22 protein-coding genes and 2 tRNA genes are annotated in these 23,630 nt (G+C 62.7%); 17 read left to right on the top strand and 7 right to left on the bottom strand.

Annotated features, from left to right (window positions below):
* Positions 1-30: 30 nt before the first annotated feature.
* Entirely contained in the window at positions 31-1,176 is a 1,146-nt protein-coding gene (locus AC1RDJ_RS20915) for a GNAT family N-acetyltransferase (RefSeq protein ID WP_493028667.1), read from the bottom strand.
* 86 nt (positions 1,177-1,262) lie between these two features.
* Here AC1RDJ_RS20915 and AC1RDJ_RS20910 point away from each other — a divergent pair, with 86 nt between their 5' ends.
* Positions 1,263-2,879, top strand: coding sequence for an NAD+ synthase (locus AC1RDJ_RS20910; protein ID WP_493028573.1), 1,617 nt, complete (start codon positions 1,263-1,265; stop codon positions 2,877-2,879).
* A gap of 173 nt (positions 2,880-3,052) precedes the next feature.
* Positions 3,053-3,391 (top strand): P-II family nitrogen regulator, encoded by a 339-nt coding sequence (locus AC1RDJ_RS20905; protein ID WP_034758685.1) that lies wholly within the window; start codon positions 3,053-3,055, stop codon positions 3,389-3,391.
* Positions 3,392-3,559: 168 nt separating this feature from the next.
* Here the strand turns inward: AC1RDJ_RS20905 and AC1RDJ_RS20900 are convergent, their stop codons facing one another.
* The 3 genes from AC1RDJ_RS20900 to trxB all read right to left on the bottom strand — a co-directional run bounded on the left by AC1RDJ_RS20900 (position 3,560) and on the right by trxB (position 5,948).
* Positions 3,560-4,189, bottom strand: a complete 630-nt coding sequence (locus AC1RDJ_RS20900; protein WP_071324539.1) for a trimeric intracellular cation channel family protein — start codon at positions 4,187-4,189, stop codon at positions 3,560-3,562.
* 123 nt (positions 4,190-4,312) lie between these two features.
* The gene (locus AC1RDJ_RS20895; protein WP_071324538.1) at positions 4,313-4,987 is read right to left on the bottom strand and encodes a Smr/MutS family protein; all 675 of its coding nucleotides are present in this window, start codon (positions 4,985-4,987) and stop codon (positions 4,313-4,315) included.
* 7 nt (positions 4,988-4,994) lie between these two features.
* The gene (gene trxB / locus AC1RDJ_RS20890; RefSeq protein WP_034786153.1) at positions 4,995-5,948 is read right to left on the bottom strand and encodes a thioredoxin-disulfide reductase; all 954 of its coding nucleotides are present in this window, start codon (positions 5,946-5,948) and stop codon (positions 4,995-4,997) included.
* Between the two features lie 214 nt (positions 5,949-6,162).
* On the opposite strand from trxB, the gene AC1RDJ_RS20885 reads away from it, so the two are divergent.
* The 3 genes from AC1RDJ_RS20885 (at position 6,163) to AC1RDJ_RS20875 (ending at position 10,575) form a co-directional block, all read left to right on the top strand.
* The gene (locus AC1RDJ_RS20885; protein ID WP_071324537.1) at positions 6,163-8,517 is read left to right on the top strand and encodes a DNA translocase FtsK; all 2,355 of its coding nucleotides are present in this window, start codon (positions 6,163-6,165) and stop codon (positions 8,515-8,517) included.
* A gap of 24 nt (positions 8,518-8,541) precedes the next feature.
* A complete protein-coding gene (gene lolA / locus AC1RDJ_RS20880) occupies positions 8,542-9,198 on the top strand; it encodes an outer membrane lipoprotein chaperone LolA (RefSeq protein ID WP_289889166.1) in 657 nt (218 codons plus the stop codon).
* Between the two features lie 69 nt (positions 9,199-9,267).
* Complete coding sequence (locus AC1RDJ_RS20875) at positions 9,268-10,575, top strand: replication-associated recombination protein A (protein WP_493028572.1); 1,308 nt, start codon at positions 9,268-9,270, stop codon at positions 10,573-10,575.
* 1 nt (position 10,576) lies between these two features.
* On the opposite strand, the gene AC1RDJ_RS20870 is transcribed toward AC1RDJ_RS20875, so the two are convergent.
* Together AC1RDJ_RS20870 and AC1RDJ_RS20865 are read right to left on the bottom strand one after the other, a co-directional pair.
* A complete protein-coding gene (locus AC1RDJ_RS20870; protein ID WP_493028571.1) occupies positions 10,577-11,317 on the bottom strand; it encodes an NAD-dependent epimerase/dehydratase family protein in 741 nt (246 codons plus the stop codon).
* Complete coding sequence (locus AC1RDJ_RS20865) at positions 11,314-11,604, bottom strand: DUF2917 domain-containing protein (protein ID WP_493028570.1); 291 nt, start codon at positions 11,602-11,604, stop codon at positions 11,314-11,316. Before AC1RDJ_RS20865 ends, AC1RDJ_RS20870 begins: the two co-directional genes overlap by 4 nt.
* A 180-nt stretch (positions 11,605-11,784) precedes the next feature.
* Between AC1RDJ_RS20865 and AC1RDJ_RS20860 the strand changes: the two genes are divergently transcribed.
* From AC1RDJ_RS20860 to hisC, 6 genes are all read left to right on the top strand, one after another.
* Positions 11,785-13,206: an aminotransferase-like domain-containing protein gene (locus AC1RDJ_RS20860; RefSeq protein WP_493028567.1), complete on the top strand. Its 1,422-nt coding sequence runs from the start codon at positions 11,785-11,787 to the stop codon at positions 13,204-13,206.
* Between the two features lie 149 nt (positions 13,207-13,355).
* A complete protein-coding gene (locus AC1RDJ_RS20855) occupies positions 13,356-13,559 on the top strand; it encodes a hypothetical protein (RefSeq protein ID WP_493028565.1) in 204 nt (67 codons plus the stop codon).
* Between the two features lie 147 nt (positions 13,560-13,706).
* Positions 13,707-14,996, top strand: coding sequence for a serine--tRNA ligase (gene serS, locus AC1RDJ_RS20850; RefSeq protein ID WP_071324531.1), 1,290 nt, complete (start codon positions 13,707-13,709; stop codon positions 14,994-14,996).
* A 111-nt stretch (positions 14,997-15,107) separates the two neighbouring features.
* Positions 15,108-15,197: transfer RNA gene (locus tag AC1RDJ_RS20845), tRNA-Ser, on the top strand.
* Positions 15,198-15,466: 269 nt separating this feature from the next.
* Positions 15,467-15,556 (top strand) — tRNA-Ser (locus AC1RDJ_RS20840).
* 220 nt (positions 15,557-15,776) lie between these two features.
* Entirely contained in the window at positions 15,777-16,835 is a 1,059-nt protein-coding gene (gene hisC / locus AC1RDJ_RS20835) for a histidinol-phosphate transaminase (protein ID WP_493028564.1), read from the top strand.
* Between the two features lie 45 nt (positions 16,836-16,880).
* Here hisC and AC1RDJ_RS20830 read toward each other — a convergent pair whose 3' ends face one another.
* Entirely contained in the window at positions 16,881-17,534 is a 654-nt protein-coding gene (locus AC1RDJ_RS20830; protein WP_493028563.1) for a PEP-CTERM sorting domain-containing protein, read from the bottom strand.
* Positions 17,535-17,797: 263 nt separating this feature from the next.
* Between AC1RDJ_RS20830 and AC1RDJ_RS20825 the strand changes: the two genes are divergently transcribed.
* The 6 genes from AC1RDJ_RS20825 to AC1RDJ_RS20800 all read left to right on the top strand — a co-directional run.
* Positions 17,798-18,667, top strand: a complete 870-nt coding sequence (locus AC1RDJ_RS20825) for an NAD(P)-dependent oxidoreductase (RefSeq protein WP_071324529.1) — start codon at positions 17,798-17,800, stop codon at positions 18,665-18,667.
* 204 nt (positions 18,668-18,871) lie between these two features.
* Positions 18,872-19,936 carry a YeiH family protein gene (locus tag AC1RDJ_RS20820; protein WP_083411926.1) on the top strand — a complete coding sequence of 355 codons (1,065 nt, stop codon included), beginning with the start codon at positions 18,872-18,874 and terminating at the stop codon, positions 19,934-19,936.
* Positions 19,937-19,952: 16 nt separating this feature from the next.
* Positions 19,953-21,257, top strand: coding sequence for a D-amino acid dehydrogenase (locus AC1RDJ_RS20815; protein ID WP_493028562.1), 1,305 nt, complete (start codon positions 19,953-19,955; stop codon positions 21,255-21,257).
* Positions 21,254-22,069 carry a thiazole synthase gene (locus AC1RDJ_RS20810; RefSeq protein WP_071324527.1) on the top strand — a complete coding sequence of 272 codons (816 nt, stop codon included), beginning with the start codon at positions 21,254-21,256 and terminating at the stop codon, positions 22,067-22,069. Before AC1RDJ_RS20815 ends, AC1RDJ_RS20810 begins: the two co-directional genes overlap by 4 nt.
* Positions 22,070-22,151: 82 nt before the next feature.
* Positions 22,152-23,162 carry a porin gene (locus AC1RDJ_RS20805; protein ID WP_071324526.1) on the top strand — a complete coding sequence of 337 codons (1,011 nt, stop codon included), beginning with the start codon at positions 22,152-22,154 and terminating at the stop codon, positions 23,160-23,162.
* 226 nt (positions 23,163-23,388) lie between these two features.
* Positions 23,389-23,630: thiamine pyrophosphate-binding protein (locus tag AC1RDJ_RS20800; RefSeq protein ID WP_493028560.1), on the top strand; the 242-nt coding region annotated here is incomplete at its 3' end.

Raw genomic sequence — 23,630 nt, 5'->3', positions numbered from 1 at the left:
CCCGCCAGCCGGCCGGGAGCGCTTTTGCTTTCAGGGTGCCGCTGCCGCGCGAAACGGGCTGTGCTCGTTCAATTCATCGAGGTAGGCATCGATGCCGCCCCGTTCGCGCTCGAGGAAGCGCTGCACGGCGTCGGCAAACGCGGGGTGCGCCAGCCAGTGGGCGGACCACGTCTTTTGCGGCAGGAAACCGCGCGCCATCTTGTGCTCGCCCTGCGCGCCGCCTTCGAAGGTGGCGATGCCGTTGGCGATGCAAAACTCCAGCGGCTGGTAATACGCCGTCTCGAAATGCAGGCAGGGCACGTGTTCGAGCGCGCCCCAGTAGCGGCCGTACAGGGTGTCGGCCGTGTGGATCAGCAGCGAGGCGGCAATGGCCCGGTCTTCGCGCTCGGCGATCACCAATAAAATGTTCTGCGGCATGCTGAAACCTATGCGCAGGAAGAAATCGAGCGACAAATAGGGCGAGGAGCGGTGTTCCGCATAGGTATTGCTGTAGCAGCGGTGGAACAGCTTCCAGTCGGCATCCGTGGCGTCCACGCCGCGCACCTGGCGTAGGGTCACGCCGGCCTCGCTCACCTTGCGCCGCTCGGCGCGGATATTCTTGCGTTTCTTGTGTTCCAGGGTGGCGAGGAATTGTTCGAAATCCGTGTAGCCGGGATTGAGCCAGTGAAACTGCACGCCGCTACGCATCAGGTAGCCGGCTTGCGTAAGCTGGCGCGCCTCGCTTTCCGGCGGGAACAGGATGTGGCAGGACGAGACCTCGCTGGCTTGCTGCTGCGCCTGCAGGAAGGCCAGCAGGGCGGCGCGCGCCTGGCCGTCGCGGGCCAGCAGGCGCGTGCCGCTGACGGGCGTAAACGGAATCGCCGACAGCAGTTTCGGGTAATATTCGAGGCCATGTTGCTGATATGCATCGGCCCAGGCCCAGTCGAACACATATTCGCCATACGAGTGCGATTTCAGGTACAGGGGCAGGGCGGCGGCCAGGGTCTCGCCCTGCCACAGCACGAGGTAATTCGGCTGCCAGCCCGTGTCGGCGCTGGCGCAGCCGGACTCGTGCAGCGCGTGCAAAAAGGTGTAGGAGAGGAAGGGATTGGCGTCCAGCTGGCGCGCCAGCAGTTCGGACCAGGCCGCTTCGCCAATTTCAGCCAGGGTAGAGACGATAGCCGTGCGATAATTCATTGTTGTAGTGTGCATTCATCACTCTCGGGGCGCCACCATCGGCCTGTGCGCCACCGTCTTGTTTAATAAGCGAAATATCCATCATCATGACAGTCAAAGTCGCAATTGCTCAAATGAATAGTACGGTCGGCGATCTGGCCGGCAACCGTGCCAAGATCTTCGACCTTTCCCGCCGCGCGTTCGAGGCGGGAGCCGATATCGTGCTCACGCCGGAACTGTCGCTGGTCGGCTATCCGCCCGAGGACCTGTTGCTGCGCAATGCATTCTACGCAAAAACGCAGCAGGCGTTTGCCGAGCTGGCTGCCGACCTGGCCCAGTTCAAGGATTTGCACGTGGTGGTGGGCTTGCCGCTGCAGGACGAGAAGGGCGTGCGCCACAACGCCGCCTCCGTGCTGTTGAACGGCGAAGTGCTGGGTACCTACCGCAAGCACGACTTGCCGAACACCACCGTATTCGATGAAAAGCGCTACTTCACCTCGTCCGACCAGGCTTTCGTGTTTGGCGTGAAAGGCGTGCGTTTCGGCATCAATATCTGCGAAGACACGTGGTTCGAGCACGCGCCCATGCGCGCCCGCGCGGCCGGCGCGCAAGTGCTGCTGGTGCCGAACGGCTCGCCATACCATATGAACAAGCAGCATCTGCGCTATGAAACCATGCGCAAGAACGTCAGCGCGCAAGGCATGGCCCTCGTGTATGCCAACCTGGTCGGCGGCCAGGATGAACTGATCTTCGATGGCGACTCGTTCGTCATGGATGCGGCCGGCACGATCTGCGCCCAGCTGCGCCATTTCGAGGAAGACTTGCAGCTCGTCGAATTCGACGGCGCCACGCCCGTGCCGCAGCAACTGGCTGCACCGTTGAGCACGGAAGCGCAGGTGTACCAGGCGCTGGTGCTGGGCGTGCGCGACTATATAGGCAAGAACGGCTTCCCAGGCGTGCTGATCGGTATGTCGGGCGGTGTCGATTCGGCGCTGACCCTGGCCATCGCCGTCGATGCGCTGGGCGCCGACAAGGTGCGCGCCGTCATGATGCCGTCGCAGTTCACGGCCGATATCTCGTGGATCGATTCGCGCGACATGGTAAAACGCCTCGATGTGCGCTACGATGAAATTCCGATCAAGCAAACTTTCGACGCCTTCCGCGCCACCCTGGCCGGCGAGTTCGCGGGACTGGCGGAAGATGCGACGGAAGAGAACATCCAGGCGCGCATCCGTGGCACCTTGCTGATGGCCCTGTCGAACAAGCATGGCAGTATTGTGCTGACGACCGGCAACAAGAGCGAGATGGCCGTCGGTTATTGCACCCTGTACGGCGACATGGCGGGCGGCTTTGCCGTCATCAAGGATATCGCCAAGACCCTCGTGTACCGTCTGTGCGCCTACCGTAACAGCGTCTCGGACGTGATACCCGAGCGCATATTGACGCGCGGACCGTCGGCCGAATTGCGCGCCGACCAACTGGACCAGGATTCGCTGCCGCCATATGACGTGCTCGACGGCATCATGCAGCTGTATATGGAAGAAAATCGGCCGATCGCCGAGATTATCGAGGCTGGCTACACGCCGGCCGATGTGGCCCGCGTCACGCGCTTGATCAAGATCAATGAATACAAGCGGCGCCAGTCGCCGGTGGGCATCCGCGTCACGCACCGTGGCTTTGGCCGCGACTGGCGCTACCCCATTACGTCGAAGTTTTATGAATAACGTGGGGAGTCCCGCCCAAGCTGCTGCGCAGCTCACTACCGGGTAGCCGTTGCTCGCCGTACTCCAGTGCGGCTCCGCTACGCCACCCGGTATTGCACTTGCTCGCTACGGTTTTGCAGGATCCCGTTAAGCCAGCTAGTTAAGAATTGACGATTATCAATAAGGAGAAAGCCATGAAGCAGATTACAGCCATCATCAAACCATTCAAGCTCGACGAAGTACGCGAAGCGTTGGCCGATGTGAACGTGACGGGCTTGACCGTGACGGAAGTGAAGGGCTTTGGCCGCCAGAAGGGGCATACCGAGCTGTACCGTGGCGCCGAGTACGTGGTCGATTTCCTGCCGAAAGTCAAAGTGGAAGTGGTGGTCGATGACAGCGTGTCGGAACTGGTGGTCGACGCCATCATCAAGGCAGCCCGCACGGGCAAGATTGGCGATGGCAAGATCTTCGTGCGCGACGTGGAGCAGGTCATCCGTATCCGCACGGGCGAAACTGGGCCGGACGCCGTTTAAGTTTTCTTGCTGGGGCAACGCCAACAATGTTGTCGGATGACGGCTCTTTGAGCCTGATCCGACCTGCGCGATTCATCGCGCATCCTTGCAGGCCGTAGGTCGGATTAGCGCGTGCGCGTAATCCGACATGAGTTGCCAGTAATATTGCTGGATTACGCATCAGCGCCGTCAGCGCCCCAGCCGCATATCGAATTTCCAGCAGATCAGGCGCAAGATGGTGATGCCGCTGGCGCTGGTCCACAGCGCGAAGTCGTGCTCGGCGCCGAAATGCATCTGCAGCAAATAGGCCCAGCAGCCGAAAAAGGCGCAGATGGCGTAGGGTTTACCGTCGCGAAACACCATCGGCACTTCGTTGCACACGATGTCGCGCATCACGCCGCCAAAGATCCCCGTAATCACGCCCATCATCGAGGCGATAAAGATCGGCATGCCGGCGCGCATCGCTTCAGCGACCCCGGCGATGGCGAACATGCCCAGGCCGATGGCGTCGGCCACGACGATCAGGCGTTCCGAGACGATCTGGCGCAGGTGCTGGATCAGGGGCGCGGCCGTCAGGGCCAGCACGAAGATCAGAATCGCGTATTCCTGGTGCGAGACCCAGAACAGGGGGCGCTTGTCGAGCAGGATGTCGCGCAGCGTGCCGCCGCCGAACGCCGTGATGAAGGCCACGACGAAGACGCCGACCAGGTCCATGCGCTTGCGGCGCGCTTCGATGAAACCGGAAAACGCGCCCACCAGGATGGCGATGACCTCGATGATCTTGATCAGCGAGCCAGGCGGCAATTGGGGTGGCATCATGGGCGGAGCGCGAGGACAGGAAATAATTGTCACAGGTTAACATGACACGGCCCCGAATGGTGACAAACGGGGCCGTGTGCGGTGTGGAACGGGTGACTGAATGGAAATTGCTTGCTGACAAGCCTAGCGGACGGGCTGCAAGGCTGCGGAGAGCAGCACGACGAGCGCCCCATCGCCCCCCTCGGAGCGGCGTGCCTGGCAAAAGGCGATGACTTCATCCTTTTGCACGAGCCAGCTGTGCACCATGGACTTGAGCACGGGTTCCTGGCCTTTCGAGCCGAAACCCTTGCCGTGGATCACGCGCACGCAGCGCAACTTGCGCCGCGTTGCCTGGTTCAGGAAGGCGCCGATGCCGTCGCGTGCCTCGTCGCGGCGCAAGCCGTGCAAGTCCAGCTCGTCCTGGATGGGCCAGTGGCCCTTGCGCATCTTCTTCACCACGTCCGGCCCCACGCCGGGGCGGGCGTAGTTCAGGGCCGGATCGTTTTCCAGGTAATGGTCGACTTCGAACAAGTCCGACAGCGACTCGCGCAGCACGGCCGCATCATCCTCTTCCGGCGTCAGCTTGCGCGCCGGCTGCTGGGCGCTTGTCGCGCCCGCCTTGGGCAGGCTGGGCACGTAGCGGTCCGATTCGGGCAGGCGCTTGACGCCGCCGATGCTGGCCTTGAACAGATTGCTCTCCACGGCCTGCACCTTGACCTGCTTGATGCGCTCGGCTTCGGCCTGGGCGCGCGCGTCCGCCTGTTCCTTGAGCTGCTTGCTGACCGCTTTCAGGTCGGCAAAGTCTTTCATCGACGCCATGCGACGCTTACTCCTGGCCTTCCAAGTAGCGCTGGGCGTCCAGTGCTGCCATGCAACCTGTGCCGGCGCTGGTGATGGCCTGGCGGTAGATATGGTCTTGCACGTCGCCGGCGGCGAACACGCCCGGCGCGCTTGTGGCCGTGGCCATGCCTTCCAGGCCCGTCTTGGTCTTGATGTAGCCGTTGTGCATCTCCAGCTGGCCTTCGAAGATGCCCGTGTTCGGCTTGTGGCCGATGGCGATGAAGACGCCGTGCACGGACAGCGCCTCGACCTTGCCGTCGATGGTCGACTTGATGTTCAGGCCCGTCACGCCGCCTTCGTTGCCCGTCACTTCATCCAGAGTGTGGTTATATTTCAACACGATCTTGCCTTCGGCAACCTTGGCGTTCAGGCGGTCGATCAGGATCGCTTCGGCGCGGAACTTGTCGCGGCGGTGGATCAGGGTGACCTTATTGGCGATATTCGACAGGTACAGCGCTTCCTCGACGGCCGTGTTGCCGCCGCCGACGACGGCCACTTCCTGGTTGCGGTAGAAGAAACCGTCGCAGGTGGCGCAGGCGGACACGCCCTTGCCCATGAATTCCGCTTCCGACGGCAGGCCCAGGTATTGCGCGGACGCGCCCGTGGCGATGATCAGGGTGTCGCACGTGTATTCGTGGCTGTCGCCCTTCAGGCGGATCGGTTTTTCATTCAGGAAGGTGGTGTGGATGTGGTCAAACACGATCTCGGTATTGAAGCGCTCGGCGTGCTGCAACAGGCGCTGCATCAGGTCCGGGCCTTGCACGCCCATCGGGTCGCCTGGCCAGTTTTCCACGTCGGTGGTGGTCATCAGCTGGCCGCCTTGTTCCACGCCGGTCACCAGCATCGGGTTCAGATTGGCGCGCGCGGCGTAGACGGCGGCGCTGTAGCCGGCGGGGCCGGAACCAAGAATCAAGACGCGGGCGTGTTTGGTAGTAGTCATGGGAGCTTCTCTATGAGTGTGGTCTATCCGAATTGGGGGCATACGCGCGAAGAACAAGGGCGTATTGCGCTTGCGCAAGCAATCCCGGATTATAGACCAAGCCGCCTGTGGCGACGAATCGTGGGGCCGTGGTCGGCATATATGGCTTAGAATACATCCTTATTATGGGAAATTCCCTTTCAGAAACATTTATCACCTTGCAGCGCTTCCCAGAATGACTAAACCAGCCCAGGCCACCCAGAATAGTTACACCCGTAAACCGGTCGAACGCCGGCCCCTGCCGAACCGGCTGGTGCGGCTGCTGTCCGAGGCGCGCTGGTTCGCGCTGGCCGCGTTTGCCCTGTATTTCGTGCTGATACTGGCCAGCTTCAACAAGCTCGACCCGGGCTGGTCGCACGCCACCAACGTCGACAAGGTGGCCAACCTGGGCGGCAAGCTGGGGGCGACCTTTTCCGATTTGTTGCTGTATATCTTCGGTTTTTCCGCCTGGTGGTGGTGCGTGTGGCTGCTGCGCACCGTGTGGAATGGCTACCGCCGCCTGAGTAAGCGCTTCCTGCTGGAAGAGGAAGAGGTGGAGCGCGAGCACCATGTCGAGATGCTGATCCGCATCGTCGGCTTCTCCATCATGCTGATCGGCAGCATGGGCCTCGAATACCTGCGCATGGCGAAGAGCCTGCACGTGCAGCTGCCGCGCGATCCGGGCGGCGTGCTGGGCCAGCTGATCGGCCACTCGGCCCATGTGGCCTTCGGCTTCACGGGCGCCACCTTGCTGCTGCTGTTGCTGTTCGGCCTTGGCTTTTCCCTGTTCTTCCATGTGTCCTGGCTGCAAGTGGCCGAGCGCATCGGCGGCGCCATCGAAGACGCGTTCAACTGGTTCGTGCTGCGCTACCAGGACCGCGAAGACCGCCGCCAGGGCGAAGTGGCCGCCGTGCGCCGCGACGAGGTGGTGGTCATCGAACGGGCCAAGCACGTGGAAAAGCACGTGGCCGCGCCACCGATGAAGATCGAGCCGCAGGTGGTTACCGTCGTGAAGTCGGAGCGCGTGGAAAAGGAGCGCCAGGCGCATCTGTTCGAGGGACTCGGCGATGGCAAGCTGCCGCCGCTGTCCCTGCTCGATGAAGCACCGCCCGTGGTGGAAACGGTGTCCGTGGAAACCCTGGAATTCACGAGTCGTCTGATCGAAAAGAAATTGTCCGACTTTGGCGTGGATGCCAAGGTAGTGGCCGCTTACCCCGGTCCCGTCGTCACGCGCTATGAAATCGAGCCGGCCACGGGCGTCAAGGGCAGCCAGATCGTGGGTCTGGCGCGTGACCTGGCCCGTTCGCTGTCCTTGACGTCGATCCGCGTCGTGGAAACCATTCCCGGCAAGAATTACATGGCGCTGGAGCTGCCGAACAGCAAGCGCCAGATCGTGCGCCTGACGGAAATCCTCGGCTCCAAGGTCTACAACGATGGCGTGTCCAGCCTGACGATTGCGCTGGGCAAGGATATCGCCGGCAAGCCCGTCGTCGCCGACCTGGCCAAGATGCCCCACTTGCTGGTGGCCGGCACCACCGGTTCCGGCAAGTCGGTCGGCATCAATGCGACGATACTGTCGCTGCTGTACAAATCCGACCCGCTCGACGTGCGCCTGATTTTGATCGACCCGAAGATGCTGGAGATGTCCGTCTACGAAGGCATTCCGCATTTGCTGGCGCCCGTCGTCACCGACATGCGCCAGGCGGGCCACGCGCTGAACTGGGCCGTGAACGAGATGGAGCGCCGCTACAAGCTGATGAGCAAGATGGGCGTGCGCAACCTGGCCGGCTACAACGCGAAGATTGCCGACGCGAAAAAGCGCGAAGAACACATCCCGAATCCGTTCAGCCTGACGCCGGACTCGCCGGAACCGCTGGAAAAACTGCCGACCATCGTCATCATCATCGACGAGCTGGCCGATCTGATGATGGTGGTGGGCAAAAAAGTCGAGGAATTGATCGCGCGTATCGCGCAAAAGGCGCGCGCCGCCGGCTTGCACTTGATTCTGGCCACGCAGCGCCCATCTGTAGACGTGATCACGGGGCTGATCAAGGCCAACATTCCAACGCGTATCGCCTTCCAGGTATCGTCGAAGATCGACTCGCGCACGATCCTGGACCAGATGGGCGCGGAAACCTTGCTGGGCATGGGCGACATGCTGTACATGCCGCCCGGCACGGGCTTGCCGATGCGCGTGCATGGCGCGTTTGTATCCGATGAGGAAGTGCATCGCGTCGTCAGCCATTTGAAGCTGCAGGGCGAACCGAACTACATCGAGGGCATCCTCGAAGGCGGCACCCTGGAAGGCGACGGCGCCGAAGGCGGTGCCGCGGGCGAGGGCGGCGGCGAGGCCGATGCCCTGTACGACCAGGCCGTGGCGGTGGTGCTGAAAAACCGCCGCGCTTCGATTTCGCTGGTGCAGCGCCATTTGCGCATCGGCTACAACCGCGCCGCCCGTCTGCTCGAGCAGATGGAGCAGAGCGGGGTAGTGTCAACCATGCAATCCAATGGCAACCGGGAAATCCTGGTGCCGGCGGCAAGTGCGGAATAAGAGTCAATACGAAGGATACGAAGAATGAAGAGCACGACTTTCGCAGCAAAAATGATGATCGGCGCGGCCAGTGTCGCCTGCGGCCTGCTGTTCGCGGCCAGCGCCTCGGCCAGCGCGCTCGAGCAATTCAAGAGCTTTGCCGCCGGCACCAAGTCGGCCAAGGGCGAGTTCGTGCAGCGCCAGGTCAAGAAGGCGGACGCCGGCGGCAAGGCGAAAGTCTCGACGCCCGCCAGCGGCACCTTCGAATTCGCCCGCCCGGGCAAGTTCATCTGGACGTATCTGAAGCCGTACGAGCAGCTGCTGCAAGCCGATGGCGAACAGCTCTATATCTATGACAAGGACTTGAGCCAGGTGACGGTGAAGAAACTGGGAGACGCCCTCGGTTCCTCGCCGGCCGCCATCCTGTTTGGCAGCAATGACCTGGAAAAGAACTTCACTCTAGCCGAAGCGGGCACGCGCGATGGCCTGGAATGGCTGAAAGCGACGCCGAAGGCCAAGGACACGACCTTCGATGAAATCAGCATCGGCTTGCGCAATGGCGTGCCCGAAGCGATGGAATTGCGCGACTCGTTCGGCCAGACGTCGGTGTTGGCGTTCAAGAACTTCCAGAAAAACCCGACGCTGTCCGCCAACCATTTCAAATTCGTGATGCCCAAGGGCGCGGATGTGATCAACAACTAAGTTTTTCATGCTGTTTTTTGACCGGCCTCGCATCGTGCGGGGCCTTTGCATTCTTACCCGGTAAATATTATGGCGGATCTCTTTTCCACCGCACCGCGCCAGCCGCTGGCCGAAGCCCTGCGGCCGGCTACCCTGAACGAAGTCATTGGCCAGACGCATCTGCTGGGCGCCGGCAAGCCGCTGCGCCTCGCGTTCGAGGCGGGCAAGGCCCATTCGATGATCTTGTGGGGTCCGCCCGGCGTCGGCAAGACGACCCTGGCGCGCCTGATGGCGAACGCCTTCGACAGCGAATTCATCGCCCTGTCTGCCGTGTTTGCCGGCGTGAAAGATATCCGCGCAGCCATGGACCAGGCCCGCCATAGCCTGGACCAGTTCGGCAAGCACACCTTATTGTTCGTCGACGAAATCCATCGGTTTAACAAATCGCAACAGGATGCCTTGCTGCCGTTCGTCGAATCGGGCCTCGTGACCTTCATCGGCGCGACGACGGAAAATCCGAGTTTCGAAGTCAATTCGGCGCTGCTGTCGCGCGCGCAAGTGTATGTGTTGAAGTCGCTCAACGAAGACGAGATGAAGCAGCTGCTGGCCAAGGCGCAGTCCACGGCCTTGACGCATCTGAGCTTTGACGAGGCGGCCGCCGACACCCTGATCGGCTATGCGGATGGCGATGCGCGGCGCTTTTTGAACTTGCTGGAGCAGGCCGAGACGGCCGCCAGCTCGACGGGCACGACAAAGATAGACGCGGCCTTCGTCGACAATGCACTCACATTGAATTCGCGCCGCTTCGACAAGGGCGGTGACAATTTCTATGACCAGATTTCCGCCCTGCACAAGTCCGTGCGCGGTTCGAATCCCGACGCGGCCCTGTACTGGTTTTGCCGCATGATCGACGGCGGCGCCGACCCCCGCTATTTGTCGCGGCGCATCGTGCGCATGGCCTGGGAAGATATCGGCCTGGCCGACCCGCGCGCCCTGACCATGGCCAATGACGCGGCCGAAACGTATGAACGCCTCGGTTCGCCCGAAGGCGAGCTGGCCCTGGGCCAGGCCGTGATTTACCTGGCCATCGCCGCGAAGAGCAATGCCGGCTACAACGCCTTCAACACGGCCATGGCGTTCGTCAAGAAAGATAAATCCAAGGAAGTACCCGTGCACTTGCGCAATGCGCCGACGAAACTGATGAAGGAACTCGGTTACGGCCACGCCTACCGCTACGCGCACGACGAGCCCGATGCGTATGCGGCCGGCGAAACCTACTTCCCGGACGGCATGGCGGAACCGGGCTGGTACCAGCCCGTGCCGCGCGGGCTGGAAAGCAAGATTGCCGACAAGCTGGCCTGGTTGCGCGAGCTGGACAGGAAAGCAGGCAAGGGCTGAATTACAGTCCCAGTAGTGTAAAGCCGTCGTCCTGCGGCGCGTAGCCGACGAGCTGGCGCGTCGCGGCGATGGAGAGCCGTTTATAGCGGTTGTCCGACACGCCATGCACGACGTGGTAGCCGGGCGGCACGTCGGCGGCGATGCAGCGCGCCAGCAGCTGCACCACGTCGCGCTCGCTGATGAAGGCGGCGATGTCGCGCGCGCTGTGCTGTTGACCTGGCGCAAACTGCGCCACGTTGGCGATGCGCACGGCAATCGCCGTCATGCCATGCTGGTGGGCGAACGCGGAGGCCACGCCTTCGCCAAAGGCCTTGCTGGCCCCATACATATTGGCCGGCCGCGCCGGCATGTGCTCGTGCACCTGCACGTCGAGCGGATAGCCTTCGATGGCTTGCGCGCTGCTGGCAAACACCACCCGTTTCACGCCCTGTGCCTGCGCCGCGCGGAAGATGTTGTGCGTGCCGATGATGTTGGGCTGCAGCAGCTGCGCATCGAAATCGGCGCCGGCGTGCGGCACGCCGGCCAGGTGCAGCACCACGTCGATGTTGGCGCAGGCGGCCAGGCAGGCGGCGTAGTCGCCCACGTCGAGCTGGATGGACGGGCAGGGTGCTGGCGCCAGCCCGTCAGTGTGCAGGTCGGCCAGGCGCAGGGAGAATTCCCCGTGCCGGCTCTTCCAGAAAACGGTGCCGATGACGCCGGCGGCGCCCGTGACGAGGACGCGCAATGGTGGTGCTTGAGTCATGTATTCCTAGTATTTAAGGTGTGAGGCAGTGCCAGGTTCAGCCAGCGCAGCAGGGCGGGGCGGGGTGCGGCAGTCCCATGCACGCGGATGCGGCCGCTGCCCACGGCTTCGACCAGCACCAGGCCGTCATTCGGTATCGTGTAGCGCTCGCCGTCGCGCAGCACGCAATCCTCGAACTGGGCATAGGCCGTGATCCACGCCGTGCCCGTCACGCATTCGATCACCTTGGCATGCGCTTTTTCCAGGCGCAGGGGCCGCGCGCTGGCGAGTTCGTAGTCGGTGTGCATGGCATCGCTCCTGTTGTGCAGACAGGAACAGCTTAGGCCCTTGCGGCGAACCATGACAGATGCAGGAAAACGAAATTGTAATGATCACAGTGCTCTTTGCCGTACACTGTGCTTATCAAAAAACTCGGCAACTGTATCTGTGCCGGCCCCGCGCGGCAGCCGCATACTGAAGGGATGAACATGAGCGCCGACCTGAACCTGTACGAGCACCTGGCCAACGAGCTGGGTGCGCTGATCGATTCGCGCGTATTCGCGCCCGGCGACCGCCTGCCGTCGATCCGCCACCTGGCGCAGCAAAAGCGCATCTCCATCAGCACGGTGATGCAAGCCTTGCGCCTGATGGAGGACCGGGGCCAGGTCGATGCGCGGCCCCAGTCCGGCTATTTCGTGCGCCACCGCGCGCCGCGCCGGCCCTGCAGCGCCGACGCCCAGCACCTGAAGGAGCCGGCCTTTGTCGGCATCAACAACCTGCTGATGCGCGTCTTGAAGGACAACGAGACGCGCGACGTGGTGCAGCTGGGCACGGCCTGGCCACCCGATGAAATCCTGCCCATCAAGCGCATGCAGCGCACCATCAGCGCCGTGGCCCGGCGCGAGCCCGCCTTGTTGAGCAAGGTCAGCTGCTACGACATCAGCGAAGGCAACTTCCTGCGCCAGGTCACGCGCCGCGCGCTGGACTGGGGCAAGCTCGACCCGCAAGAGATCGTCGTGACGAATTCCTGCACGGAAGCGATCAGCCTGTGCCTGCGCGCCGTCGCCAGGCCGGGCGACACCATCGCCATCGAGTCGGCCACGTATTTCGTGCTGCTGCAGATGATAGAAAGCCTGGGCATGAAGGCGCTGGAAATTCCCACCGACCCGAAGACGGGACCGTCGCTCGACGCGCTCGAGCTGGCCCTGCGCGCGGGACTCGTGCAAGCGTGCCTGTTCGTGCCGAACGCGAACAATCCCCTGGGCAGCGTCATGCCGGAAGCAAACAAGAAGCGGCTGGCGGGCCTGCTATCGGAATTCAATATTCCGCTGGTGGAAGACGACGTGTATGGCGACCTGTGCTTTGCCCCGCAGCGGCCGTGGCCCGTGAAGGCCTACGATACGAGCGGCAATGTTTTATTGTGTTCCTCGTTTTCCAAGGCCATCACACCCGCCTCGCGCGTCGGCTATGTGCTGGCCGGGCGCTTCGCGCAGGAGGTGGCCCTGCTCAAAACCGTGTCGAGCGGCGCCACCAGCCATTTCTTCCAGGCCGTGCTGGCCGACTTTCTGGAAGGTAGCAGCTACGACCAGCAGTTGCGCAAGATGCGGCGCACCCTGGTGCAGCGCATCGCCCGCATGTCCGACGCCGTCGCGGTGCACTTTCCGGCCGACTGCATGCTGTCCGAGCCGCAGGGCGGTTTCGTGCTGTGGGTGCAGATGCCGCCGCAAGTCGATGCGCTGGCCCTGCACGGGCAGGCCATCGCCGACGGCGTGGCTTTCATGCCGGGCCAGCTGTTCTCGGCCTCGGGCAAGTTCGGCAATTATCTGCGCCTCAATTGCGGCAATGCGTGGACGCCGCGCATCGAGCAGGCGATCGGCCGACTGGGCCGGCTGGTCAAGCAATCCCTGTAGCGCCGCTTTTCGCTTCAGTCCCCGTTTTTCACCGTTCGCTCCCTGTTTTTCGCCGCCGGTCGCAAGCCGGTGGCCTTGTTCGTGGCCATTGGCTAAAGTACCACCATGCCAAGCGCAGTTAAACGAACAAACCAACCAGGAGTCACATCATGAACGCACTGAAAAACATGGAAATCGCCTTTGTCGCCGCCGCCGTCCTGGCCATCGGCAGCAGCTTCGCCACCGCCGGCGCGAATACGGTGGCAGTGAGCGCCACGTCGACCCTGGTCGCCAGGGCCGCCGACAGCAAGATGCCCGTCGTCACCGTCAGCGCCCGCCGCCTGACCGCCGCCGAAAAAGCCGCCTTTATTTAAGTACCAGCCTGAGCACCAGCCGTAAAGCGGGCGCGAGTGCCCGGCCATGCTGCCATGACGATGGCCAGCCGTGTGCAAAACTCATAAAGAACTGAACGGGTCTTGGTACAATGGATGCTTTCGATACATCGGCACCGCCATCCACCCATGATAGATATCCAACTTCTCCGTAAAGACATCGCCACCGTCGCCGCCCGCCTGGCAACGCGCAAATTCCAGCTCGACGTGGCAGGTTTCAATGCCCTCGAAGCCGAACGCAAGGCGATCCAGACGCGCACCGAGGAACTGCAGGGCAAGCGCAACGCGCTGTCCAAGCAAATCGGCATGTTGAAAGGCAAGGGGGAAGACACCTCGGCCGTGATGGCACAAGTGGCCGGCCTGGGCGATGAATTGAAAGCCGACGAAGCGGCCCTGACCCTCGTGCAAGCCAAGCTGAGCGAATTCATCATGGCCGTACCCAACCTGCCGCACGAATCGGCACCGGTGGGCACGGACGAGTCGGGCAACGTGGAAGTGCGCAAGGTCGGCACGCCACGCACCTTCGATTTCGACGTCAAGGATCACGTCGACGTGGGCGCCCCGCTGGGCCTCGATTTCGAAGTGGCCACCAAGCTGACCGGCTCGCGCTTCTCCGTCATGAAGGGCGGCATCGCCCGCCTGCACCGCGCGCTGGCGCAATTCATGCTCAACACGCACGTGGACGAGCACGGCTACACGGAATGCTATACCCCCTACATGGTCAACGCCGATTCCTTGCGCGGCACGGGCCAGCTGCCGAAATTCGAAGCCGATTTGTTCTCGGTGAAAAAAGGCGGCGTGGAAGGCGAGGGCGAGACCTTCTACCTGATCCCCACCTCGGAAGTGTCGCTGACCAACATCGCCCGCGATGAAATCCTCGCGCTCGACCAATTGCCGCTGAAAATGACGGCCCACACGCCGTGCTTCCGCTCGGAAGCGGGCAGCTATGGCCGCGACACGCGCGGCATGATCCGCCAGCACCAGTTCGACAAGGTGGAAATGGTGCAGGTGGTGCATCCGGACACCTCGTACCAGGTGCTGGAAGAAATGGTCGGCCATGCGGAAACCATCCTGCAACGCCTGGGCCTGCCATACCGCGTGATGTCGCTGTGCACGGGCGACATGGGCTTCACCGCCACCAAGACCTTCGACCTGGAAGTGTGGCTGCCGGCGCAAAACACCTATCGCGAAATTTCCTCGCTGTCGAACACGGAAGCGTTCCAGGCCCGCCGCATGCAGGCGCGTTTCCGCAACGCCGCCGGCAAGCCGGAACTGGCGCACACCCTGAACGGCTCCGGCCTGGCAGTGGGCCGTACTTTGGTCGCCGTGCTGGAGAATTACCAGCAAGCGGACGGCAGCGTCGAAATCCCGCCAGTGCTGCGTCCGTACATGGGCGGCCTGACGCATCTGAAGGCATAAAAGCTTCAGGCGGCCCCATGAATGGAAGGCTTAAAATAGTCCTTCCATTTTTTCAAGCGGCTGCTATAATCTTGCCTTCTCGCAGCAATGCGGGAAAAGACCGCAGCAAATGGAGAGGTGGCAGAGTGGTCGAATGTACTTGACTCGAAATCAAGCGTACGTTAAATCGTACCGTGGGTTCGAATCCCACCCTCTCCGCCAGAACAAATAGAGAAAGCTCCCGCAAGGGAGCTTTTTTTATTTGTGGCGGCGAAGAGGAGTATGCCCCTGCGGGGCGTACGCGTGGGATTCGAAGACGAGCGCGTACTCGCGCGAGGCTCTCCGAATCGTCCAAACAGATGTTGATGTGAATTACCCGCTTTCAGTTGCAAATCACCAATAAAACCCCTACCCAACTGAACAATGCCCATGCTAAAATAGCGCCTCGTTCAAACAGGCACGCCAGTTTGAATGAATAGACCGCAGTAAACGGAGAGGTGGCAGAGTGGTCGAATGTACTTGACTCGAAATCAAGCGTACGTTAAATCGTACCGTGGGTTCGAATCCCACCCTCTCCGCCAGAATACATAAGAGAAGCTCCCGCAAGGGAGCTTTTTTTATGCCCGCAATATAGGCGAGCCACCAGCGCACCAATCCAGGCAGAAAAAGCGCCCAAAGCGCGCAGCGCAAGGCGTCTTTTCCTCCATTCAAGCTTTAACGCCCAGCGCCTCCGCCGACGCAAACAACCTCCCCATCAGTCCATGGTAATCTACCCGATCCCCATCCCCGACCCCACATGCAATGAGCCGATTCTGGAGCAACATCGTCAGCGAGCTGACCCCCTACGTCCCGGGCGAGCAGCCGAAACTGCCCGACCTGGTCAAACTCAACACCAATGAAAACCCGTACGGCCCGTCGCCGCAGGTGCTGGCCGCGCTGCGCGAGGCCAGCAACGACAGCCTGCGCCTGTACCCGGACCCTTCCGCCAGCGAACTGAAGCAAACCCTGGCCGCCTATCACGGCCTGCGCAGCGATCAAGTCTTCGTCGGCAACGGTTCCGACGAAGTGCTGGCGCTGGCCTTCATGGCCTTGCTCAAGCACGATGCGCCGCTGCTGTTCCCGGACATCAGCTACAGCTTCTATCCCGTGTATTGCAAGCTGTACGGCATCGATTACCGCACCGTGCCGCTCGACGACGCCATGCGCATCCGTCCGGAAGACTATCAGGGGCCGTGCGGCGCCATCATCTTCCCGAATCCCAACGCACCGACAGGCGTGGACTTGCCGCTGGCCGGCGTGGAAACCCTGCTGCGCGCGCATCCCGACGCCGTGGTGGTGGTCGACGAAGCGTATGTGGATTTCGGCGGCGAGAGCGCCGTGGCCCTGGTCGAGCGCTATCCGAACCTGCTGGTGGTGCAGACGTTCTCGAAGTCGCGTTCGCTGGCCGGCTTGCGCGTGGGTTGCGCGCTGGGACACCCGGACCTGATCGAGGCGCTCGAGCGCGTGAAGAACAGTTTCAATTCCTATCCGCTGGACCGGCTGGCGCTGGCCGGCGCCGTCGCCTCGCTGCACGATGAAGCGTATTTCCAGCAGACGCGCCAGGCCGTGATCGCCAGCCGCGAACAGCTGACGGCGGACCTGGCGGCGCTGGGTTTCGAGGTGCTGCCTTCCGTGGCCAATTTTATCTTCGCCCGCCATCCGCGGCATGACGCGGCGCAACTGGCGGCCGGCTTGCGCGCCCGTTCCGTGATCGTGCGCCATTTCAACGCGCCGCGCATCAGCCAGTATCTGCGCATCAGCATCGGCAACGTGGGCGAATGCGCGGCCCTGATGGCGGCCTTGCGCGCATTGCTGGCGTGAGGGCAAGGCCTGGCACGGCTGCCGGCAGCCGTGCCAGGCGCCAGTTTATTGCTGGCTGGCCCGGCGGCGGCGCGCCATGAAGCCCAGCAAGCCCAGGCCGCCCAGCAGCATGCCGCAAGTGGCGGGCTCCGGTACGGCCGACACCGTCAGGTTATTGATGGTTGGCCAGATGCCGATCTGTCCGGCCGTGCTGACGGCCAGGTCGGAGAAGGCGCCCGACGACACGAAGCCGATAAACGAGGCTTGCGTCGGCAAGGCCAGCTCGTAGCTGAGTAGCTCGCCCAGCGCATTGCGGGCCGTCAGGGTGATGTTCTGGCCGGCGGCATATTCGCCGGAAAAGTTCGAGCCGAAGAAGTATCCTCCCACGCCGCGTACGGCACCGGAAAAGTTGGAGAACAACACGCTGTCGTTGCGGTCGTTCGTGCTCAGCCAGTGGTCGCTGCCCGTGCCGGCGCCATACAGGATGGGCGAGGTGCCCACGCTGCTCACCGTGTAGGCGTAGCTGCCCGCGCTGCGGCTCAGCGGGCCGTCGAGCGCATCGATGGGCAAATCATCAAAGGTATCGACGCCGGTATTGCCGACCGCTGCCAGATAGGCGGACTGGCTGGTAAAGACCGTGATGTCTGCCTGCGCGGCGTTGGCGGCGAGCAGCAGGGCGGCGGCGCTCATGATTTTCAGGCGGGAAAATGTAGTTTGCAAGATCGACTCCTTGACAGGGGTTGGGAAAAGGATGGGGCACCGTGAACCGAGATTTCCTGATGCCAATTCAATATAGTATTTGCTAGAAAAAAATGCAACATAAAGTTTCTTTATGATAATTTTCGTCTTGTATAGCTGAAATGCGGATGTCTCCCCTGCGCCACTGCCGGTGCGGCCATGGCGGCCGTCTGGCCGCGCCATGCTGCCGGCACAGGCCATTTGTGCAACAATAATCGGATTCATTCATCGACAGGACGGACAATATGGCAAAAGTGGCATTCATCGGTTTGGGCGTCATGGGTTTCCCCATGGCAGGCCACCTGGCGGCAGGCGGGCACGACGTCACCGTGTACAACCGCAACCCGGCACGCGCTGCCGCCTGGCTCGCGCAATACAAGGGCAGCAGCGCCGCCACGCCGGCCGCCGCCGCCGCGGGCGCCGAGTTTGTCTTCACCTGTATCGGCAACGACAATGACCTGTACCAGGTCATCCTGGAGGAGGGCGGCTTGCTGTCCGCCATGGCGCCAGGAAGCATCCTGATCGACCATACGACGGCCTCGGCCGAGGCGGCGCGCACCATCCATGCGGCAGCCAGAGAGAAGGGCGTGTTCTTCCTCGACGCGCCCGTGTCCGGCGGCCAGGCCGGCGCGGAAAACGGCAAGCTGACGGTGATGGTGGGCGGCGATGCGCAAGCGTACGCAAGGGCCGAGCCTGTCATCGCCCTGTTCGCGCGCGCCGTCACCTACATGGGCGCCTCCGGCTCGGGCCAGCTGACGAAGATGGTCAATCAGATCTGCATCGCCGGCCTCGTGCAAGCCTTGAGCGAAGGCATCGCCTTTGCGGAAAACGCGGGCCTCGATGCGGCCCTCGTCGTCGACGTCATTTCCAAGGGGGCGGCGCAGTCGTGGCAGCTGGAAAACCGCGGCAAGACCATGATCGAGCGCAAGTTCGACTTCGGTTTCGCCGTCGACCTGATGCGCAAGGATCTGGGCATCTGCCTCGCCGAAGCCAGGCGCAACGGCAGCGACCTGCCCGTGACGACATTGACGGACCAGTTCTATGGCGAAGTACAGCAGGCGGGCGGTAACCGCTACGACACGTCCAGCCTGATTACCCGCCTGAACAAAAAGTAATCTCTCACACGCCAGCCACGGCGGCGCGTCCCTTCCAAGGGCCGCGCCGCTTGTCGTTTACGGCACCGGCATCATTAAAACGTCAGTTTCCGGAACATCTGGTTTCGATTTTCATGGAAAAGCATGGACTTCGCTAGCTCATCGTGTATTATTAAAAAACGAGATGAAATGTCCCAATTTTTAAAACATTATGAGCGGACCCGCATGAAAACCAACTCCTCAGCGATAACACGCGTTGTCGACAAGAACATTCCCTACCTGTCATCCGCCGTCGCCATCTGGCGTCCCCGCGCCGTGCTGCGCAGCTGGCCCGGCGTGGCCATCGCGCTCGTGATCGCGCTGTCGGCCACCTTCATTTCCAGCAATTACGGCGGCCCGCAGCTGCTGTATGCGCTGTTCTTCGGCCTGGCCTTCCACTTCCTGGCATCGGACCCTACCTGCAAGCCCGGCATCGAGTTTTGCAGCAAGGTGCTGCTCCGCACGGGCGTGGCCCTGCTGGGCGCGCGCATCACCTTCAACCAGATCGCTTCCGTAGGCGTGACGCCCTTGCTGATCGTCGTCGGCGGCCTGGTGGCGACGCTGGGTTTCGGCTACCTGCTGGCCAAATGGCTGAAGCGCCCCCTCACGGAAGGCATTCTGTCGGGCGGTTCCGTCGCCATCTGCGGCGCCTCGGCCGCGCTGGCCATCTCGGCCGTGCTGCCGCAAACCAAGGAAAACGAAAAGTTCACCCTGCTGACGGTGGTCGGCGTGACGACCCTGTCGACGCTGGCCATGATCGTTTATCCGCTGCTGGTCAGGCTGCTGGGTTTTGACCCGACCGAGGCGGGCGTGTTTATCGGCGGCACGATCCATGACGTGGCGCAAGTGGTGGGCGCCGGCTATCTGGTCAGCAACCACACGGGCGATGTCGCCACCTTCGTCAAACTGACGCGCGTGGCCTGCCTCGTGCCCGTCGTGCTGGGCCTGTCGATCATGTTCAAGCGCAAGGATGGCAAGAGTGAAGTCGACGCGCCGCCGCTGGTGCCGTTCTTCCTGATCGGTTTTGTCTGGCTCGTCATTACCAACAGCCTGGGCCTGATTCCGCAGGAAGTGAATGGCTGGATCAACAATGCCTCGCGCGCCTGCCTCGTCATCGCCATCGCCGCGCTGGGCGTGAAAACCTCGTTCCAGTCGCTGGCCTCGCTGGGCTGGCGTCCCGTCATCATGCTGGTGATGGAAACGGTGTGGATCGCCGCCTTCGTCGCCATCGCCGTGCTGCTGACGCGCTGAGCGAACCGGGCCCGCCATGAAGATCCTAGTCCTCGGCGCCGGCGTGATCGGCACGGCCACGGCCTGGTACTTGCGCCAGGCGGGCCACGATGTGTGCGTGCTCGAGCGCCAGGCGGGCGCCGCGCAGGAAACCAGCTTCGGCAACGGCGGGCAGATTTCCGTCTCGCATGCGGAACCGTGGGCCAATCCCGCCACCCTGCGCAAGGTCGTGCGCTGGCTGGGCAAGGACGACGCGCCGCTGCTGTTCCGTCCCCGTCTGGATGCACTGCAATGGCAGTGGGCGCTGCACTACCTGCGCGAATGCCTGCCATCGCGCGTGTCGCGCAACATGCGCCAGATCGTCGCCATGGCCGAGTACAGCCGCCAGAGCCTGCAAGCCTTGCGCCGCGAGACGGGCATCGAATACGACCACCTCGAGCGCGGCATCCTGCACTTCTATACGGATGAACAGGAGTTTGACAAATCGCAAGCGGGCGCCGCGCTGCTGCGTGAACTGGGCTGCCCGCGCAATACGCTCAGCGCCGATGACGTGGTCCGCATCGAACCGGCCCTGGCCCATGCGCGCGGCCAGATCGTGGGCGGCGACTTCACGGCCAGCGACGAGTCCGGCGACGTGCATTTGTTTACCACGGCGCTGGCCGCACGCGCGGCGGCGGCCGGCGTGGATTTCCGGTACGGCACGACGGTGACGCGCCTGCTGGCGGACGGCGAGCGCATCGCGGGCGTGGAATGCATCGATGCGCACGGGCGCCACGGCCTGGAACACGCGGACGCCGTGGTGGTGGCCATGGGCAGTTTTTCCGCGCCCCTGCTGCAGCCGCTGGGCATCCGCCTGATGCTGTATCCGGGCAAGGGCTATTCGGCCACGTATCCGATACTGGATCCCGCCGCAGCGCCCACCGTGTCGCTGACGGACGATGGCCACAAGCTGGTGTTTTCGCGCCTGGGCGAACGCCTGCGCGTGGCGGGCACGTGCGAGCTGAACGGCTATACGCGCGACCTCAATCCCGTGCGCTGCGCCGCCATCACGCGCCGCGTGCAGGCCCTGTTTCCCCATGCCTGCGATTACAGCGACCCCGTCTACTGGGCCGGCCTGCGCCCGCTCACGCCCTCGAACGTGCCGTACATCGGCGCCACGCGCTACCGCCAGCTGTTCCTCAACACGGGTCACGGCACCCTGGGCTGGACCATGGGCTGCGGCGCGGGCAGGGCGCTGGCGGACCTCGTGTCGGGACGGCGGCCCGACGTCGATTTTGCGTTTTGCGGCGTACCCCTCGCGCAGGGGGCCGCGTTCATTCAACTTAGGAGAGCAGCACGATGAGAGACGACGCCATCCCCGGGCTAGCACCGGGCGGCCTGACCCTGGCCGGCACCACCTACCAGTCGCGCCTGCTGGTCGGCACGGGCAAGTACAGGGATTTCGAGGAAACGCGCCTGGCCATCGAAGAGAGCGGCGCCGAGATCGTCACGGTGACGATACGCCGCGTGAATATCGGCCAGGAAAAGGGCGAGCCCAACCTGCTTGATTTTATTCCGCCGTCGAAATACACGATTTTGCCCAACACGGGCGGCTGCTACAACGCGCGCGACGCCGTCTACACGCTGCAGCTGGCGCGCGAGCTGCTGGGCGGCCACCCGCTGTGCAAGCTGGAAGTGCTCGGCGATGACAAGACCCTGTTCCCGAACATGCCGGAAACCTTGAAGGCGGCCGAGCAGCTGGTCAAGGATGGCTTCCAGGTGATGGTGTATTGCAGCGACGACCCCATCCAGGCGCGCATGCTGGAAGAGATCGGCTGCATCGCCGTCATGCCGCTGGCGTCATTGATCGGTTCGGGCATGGGCATTCTGAATCCGTGGAATCTGTCGCTGATCATCGAGCAAGCCACGGTGCCCGTGCTGGTCGACGCCGGCGTCGGCACGGCGTCGGATGCGGCCATCGCCATGGAACTCGGCTGCGACGGCATCCTGATGAATACCGCCATCGCGGCGGCGCGCGAACCGATACGCATGGCGCGCGCCATGAAACTGGCAGTGCAGGGCGGACGCGAGGCCTACCTGGCCGGGCGCATGCCGCGGAGGGCCGGCGCCATGAGCGCCTCGCCTTCGTCGCCGATGGCCGGGCTGATCGCCTGAGCCGCCGCATTTGCCGCAATTTGTAGCACGTTGTTGATTCTTGTTGGAAGCACCCATAAAAACCACAATATCTGGAGATGACATGAAACACACATTCGTAGCGGCGGCCGTCCTGGCCACACTCTTCGCCGGCGGCGCCAGCGCGCAATCGTCGGTCACCGTGTACGGCTTGCTCGACGCGGGCCTGACCTCCGAGCATGGCGGCGCGGAAGGCTCCGTCACCAAGCTGGCCACCGGCGTGCAGTCGGGCAGCCGCATCGGCTTCAAGGGCACGGAAGACCTGGGCAACAATTTGAAAGCCAACTTCTTGCTGGAAAACGGTCTCGATCTCGACACGGGTGCCTACCGCCAGGGCGCCTTGTTCGGGCGCAAGGCCTACGTGGGCCTGTCGGGCGATTTCGGCGCCGTGAATATCGGCTTGCAGCACAATCCGCTGTTCACCGCGCTGGACAATATCGACCCGTTCGAGACGGGCATGACGGGCGCCTCGATCAACCTGATGAGCGTGGCCACCCTGCGCACGAAAAACGCCATCATGTACGAGACGCCGAAGGTGAACGGCCTGTCGGCCGCCATCATGTACGGCCTCGGCGAAAAGCCGGACAGCAATACCCTGGGTCGCACCATCGACTTTTCCATCGATTATGCCAACGGCCCGCTTGTACTGACGCTGGCGCACGACAACCGCAAGGACACGCCGCTGAACACGGCAAAAGTCACCTTGCTGGGCGGCACCTACGATTTCGGTGCCGCCAAGCTGCACGCCGCGTATGAGACGGACAAGGACGATGCGGGCACGGATTTCCGCAACTACATGCTGGGCGCGTCGGCGCCCGTGGGCGCGGCGGGCAGCGTGATGGCGTCCTACATCCGCAAGGATGACCGTACGAACGCGCGCCGCGGCGGGCGCCAGCTGGCCATCGGCTATACCTATGCCTTGTCCAAGCGCACGAATCTGTACACCTCGTACGGCCGCATCAACAACGATGGCGCCGGCACCAACTTTGTCGGCGATGCTTCCAGCGGCGGCAGCGTGCCCTTGCCTGGGCATAACTCGAGCGCCTTCACGGCCGGCATGCGCCTGAAGTTCTAAGGACTCAGGCTGGCGGCACCGGTGGCGGCTTATCTGTTGCGGATAAGCCGCCATTGTTGTTTCAGGAATGGGACTTTGTTACGGATTCCGGATTCAGGAATGAAACAGTCCGATTTTTCATGAATTTTCATTGACAGCGCATTTCGCAACCGTTAAATTGAACACGTATTTCAAATATCGGAACAAAATATACCGATTTTTCATAAAACTGTAAGGAGACTGAGCCATGACCGATTTGTCCGACCAAAAAGCCGCCGCCGCTGCCATTCCAGTGGGCCCGCAAAAGATGACGCCGTCCGAAGCGTTCGTGGAAACCCTGGCCGCCAATGGCGTGACCGACATGTTCGGCATCATGGGCTCGGCCTTCATGGACCCGATGGATATCTTCGCCCCGGCCGGCATCCGCTTGATCCCCGTCGTGCACGAGCAGGGCGCCGGTCACATGGCCGACGGTTACGCCCGCGTCTC

The organism is Janthinobacterium sp. GW822-FHT07H10, assembly GCF_058798675.1.
Note: the sequence above shows the minus strand (reverse complement) of the source record. Positions and strands in the feature narration are given on the sequence as shown.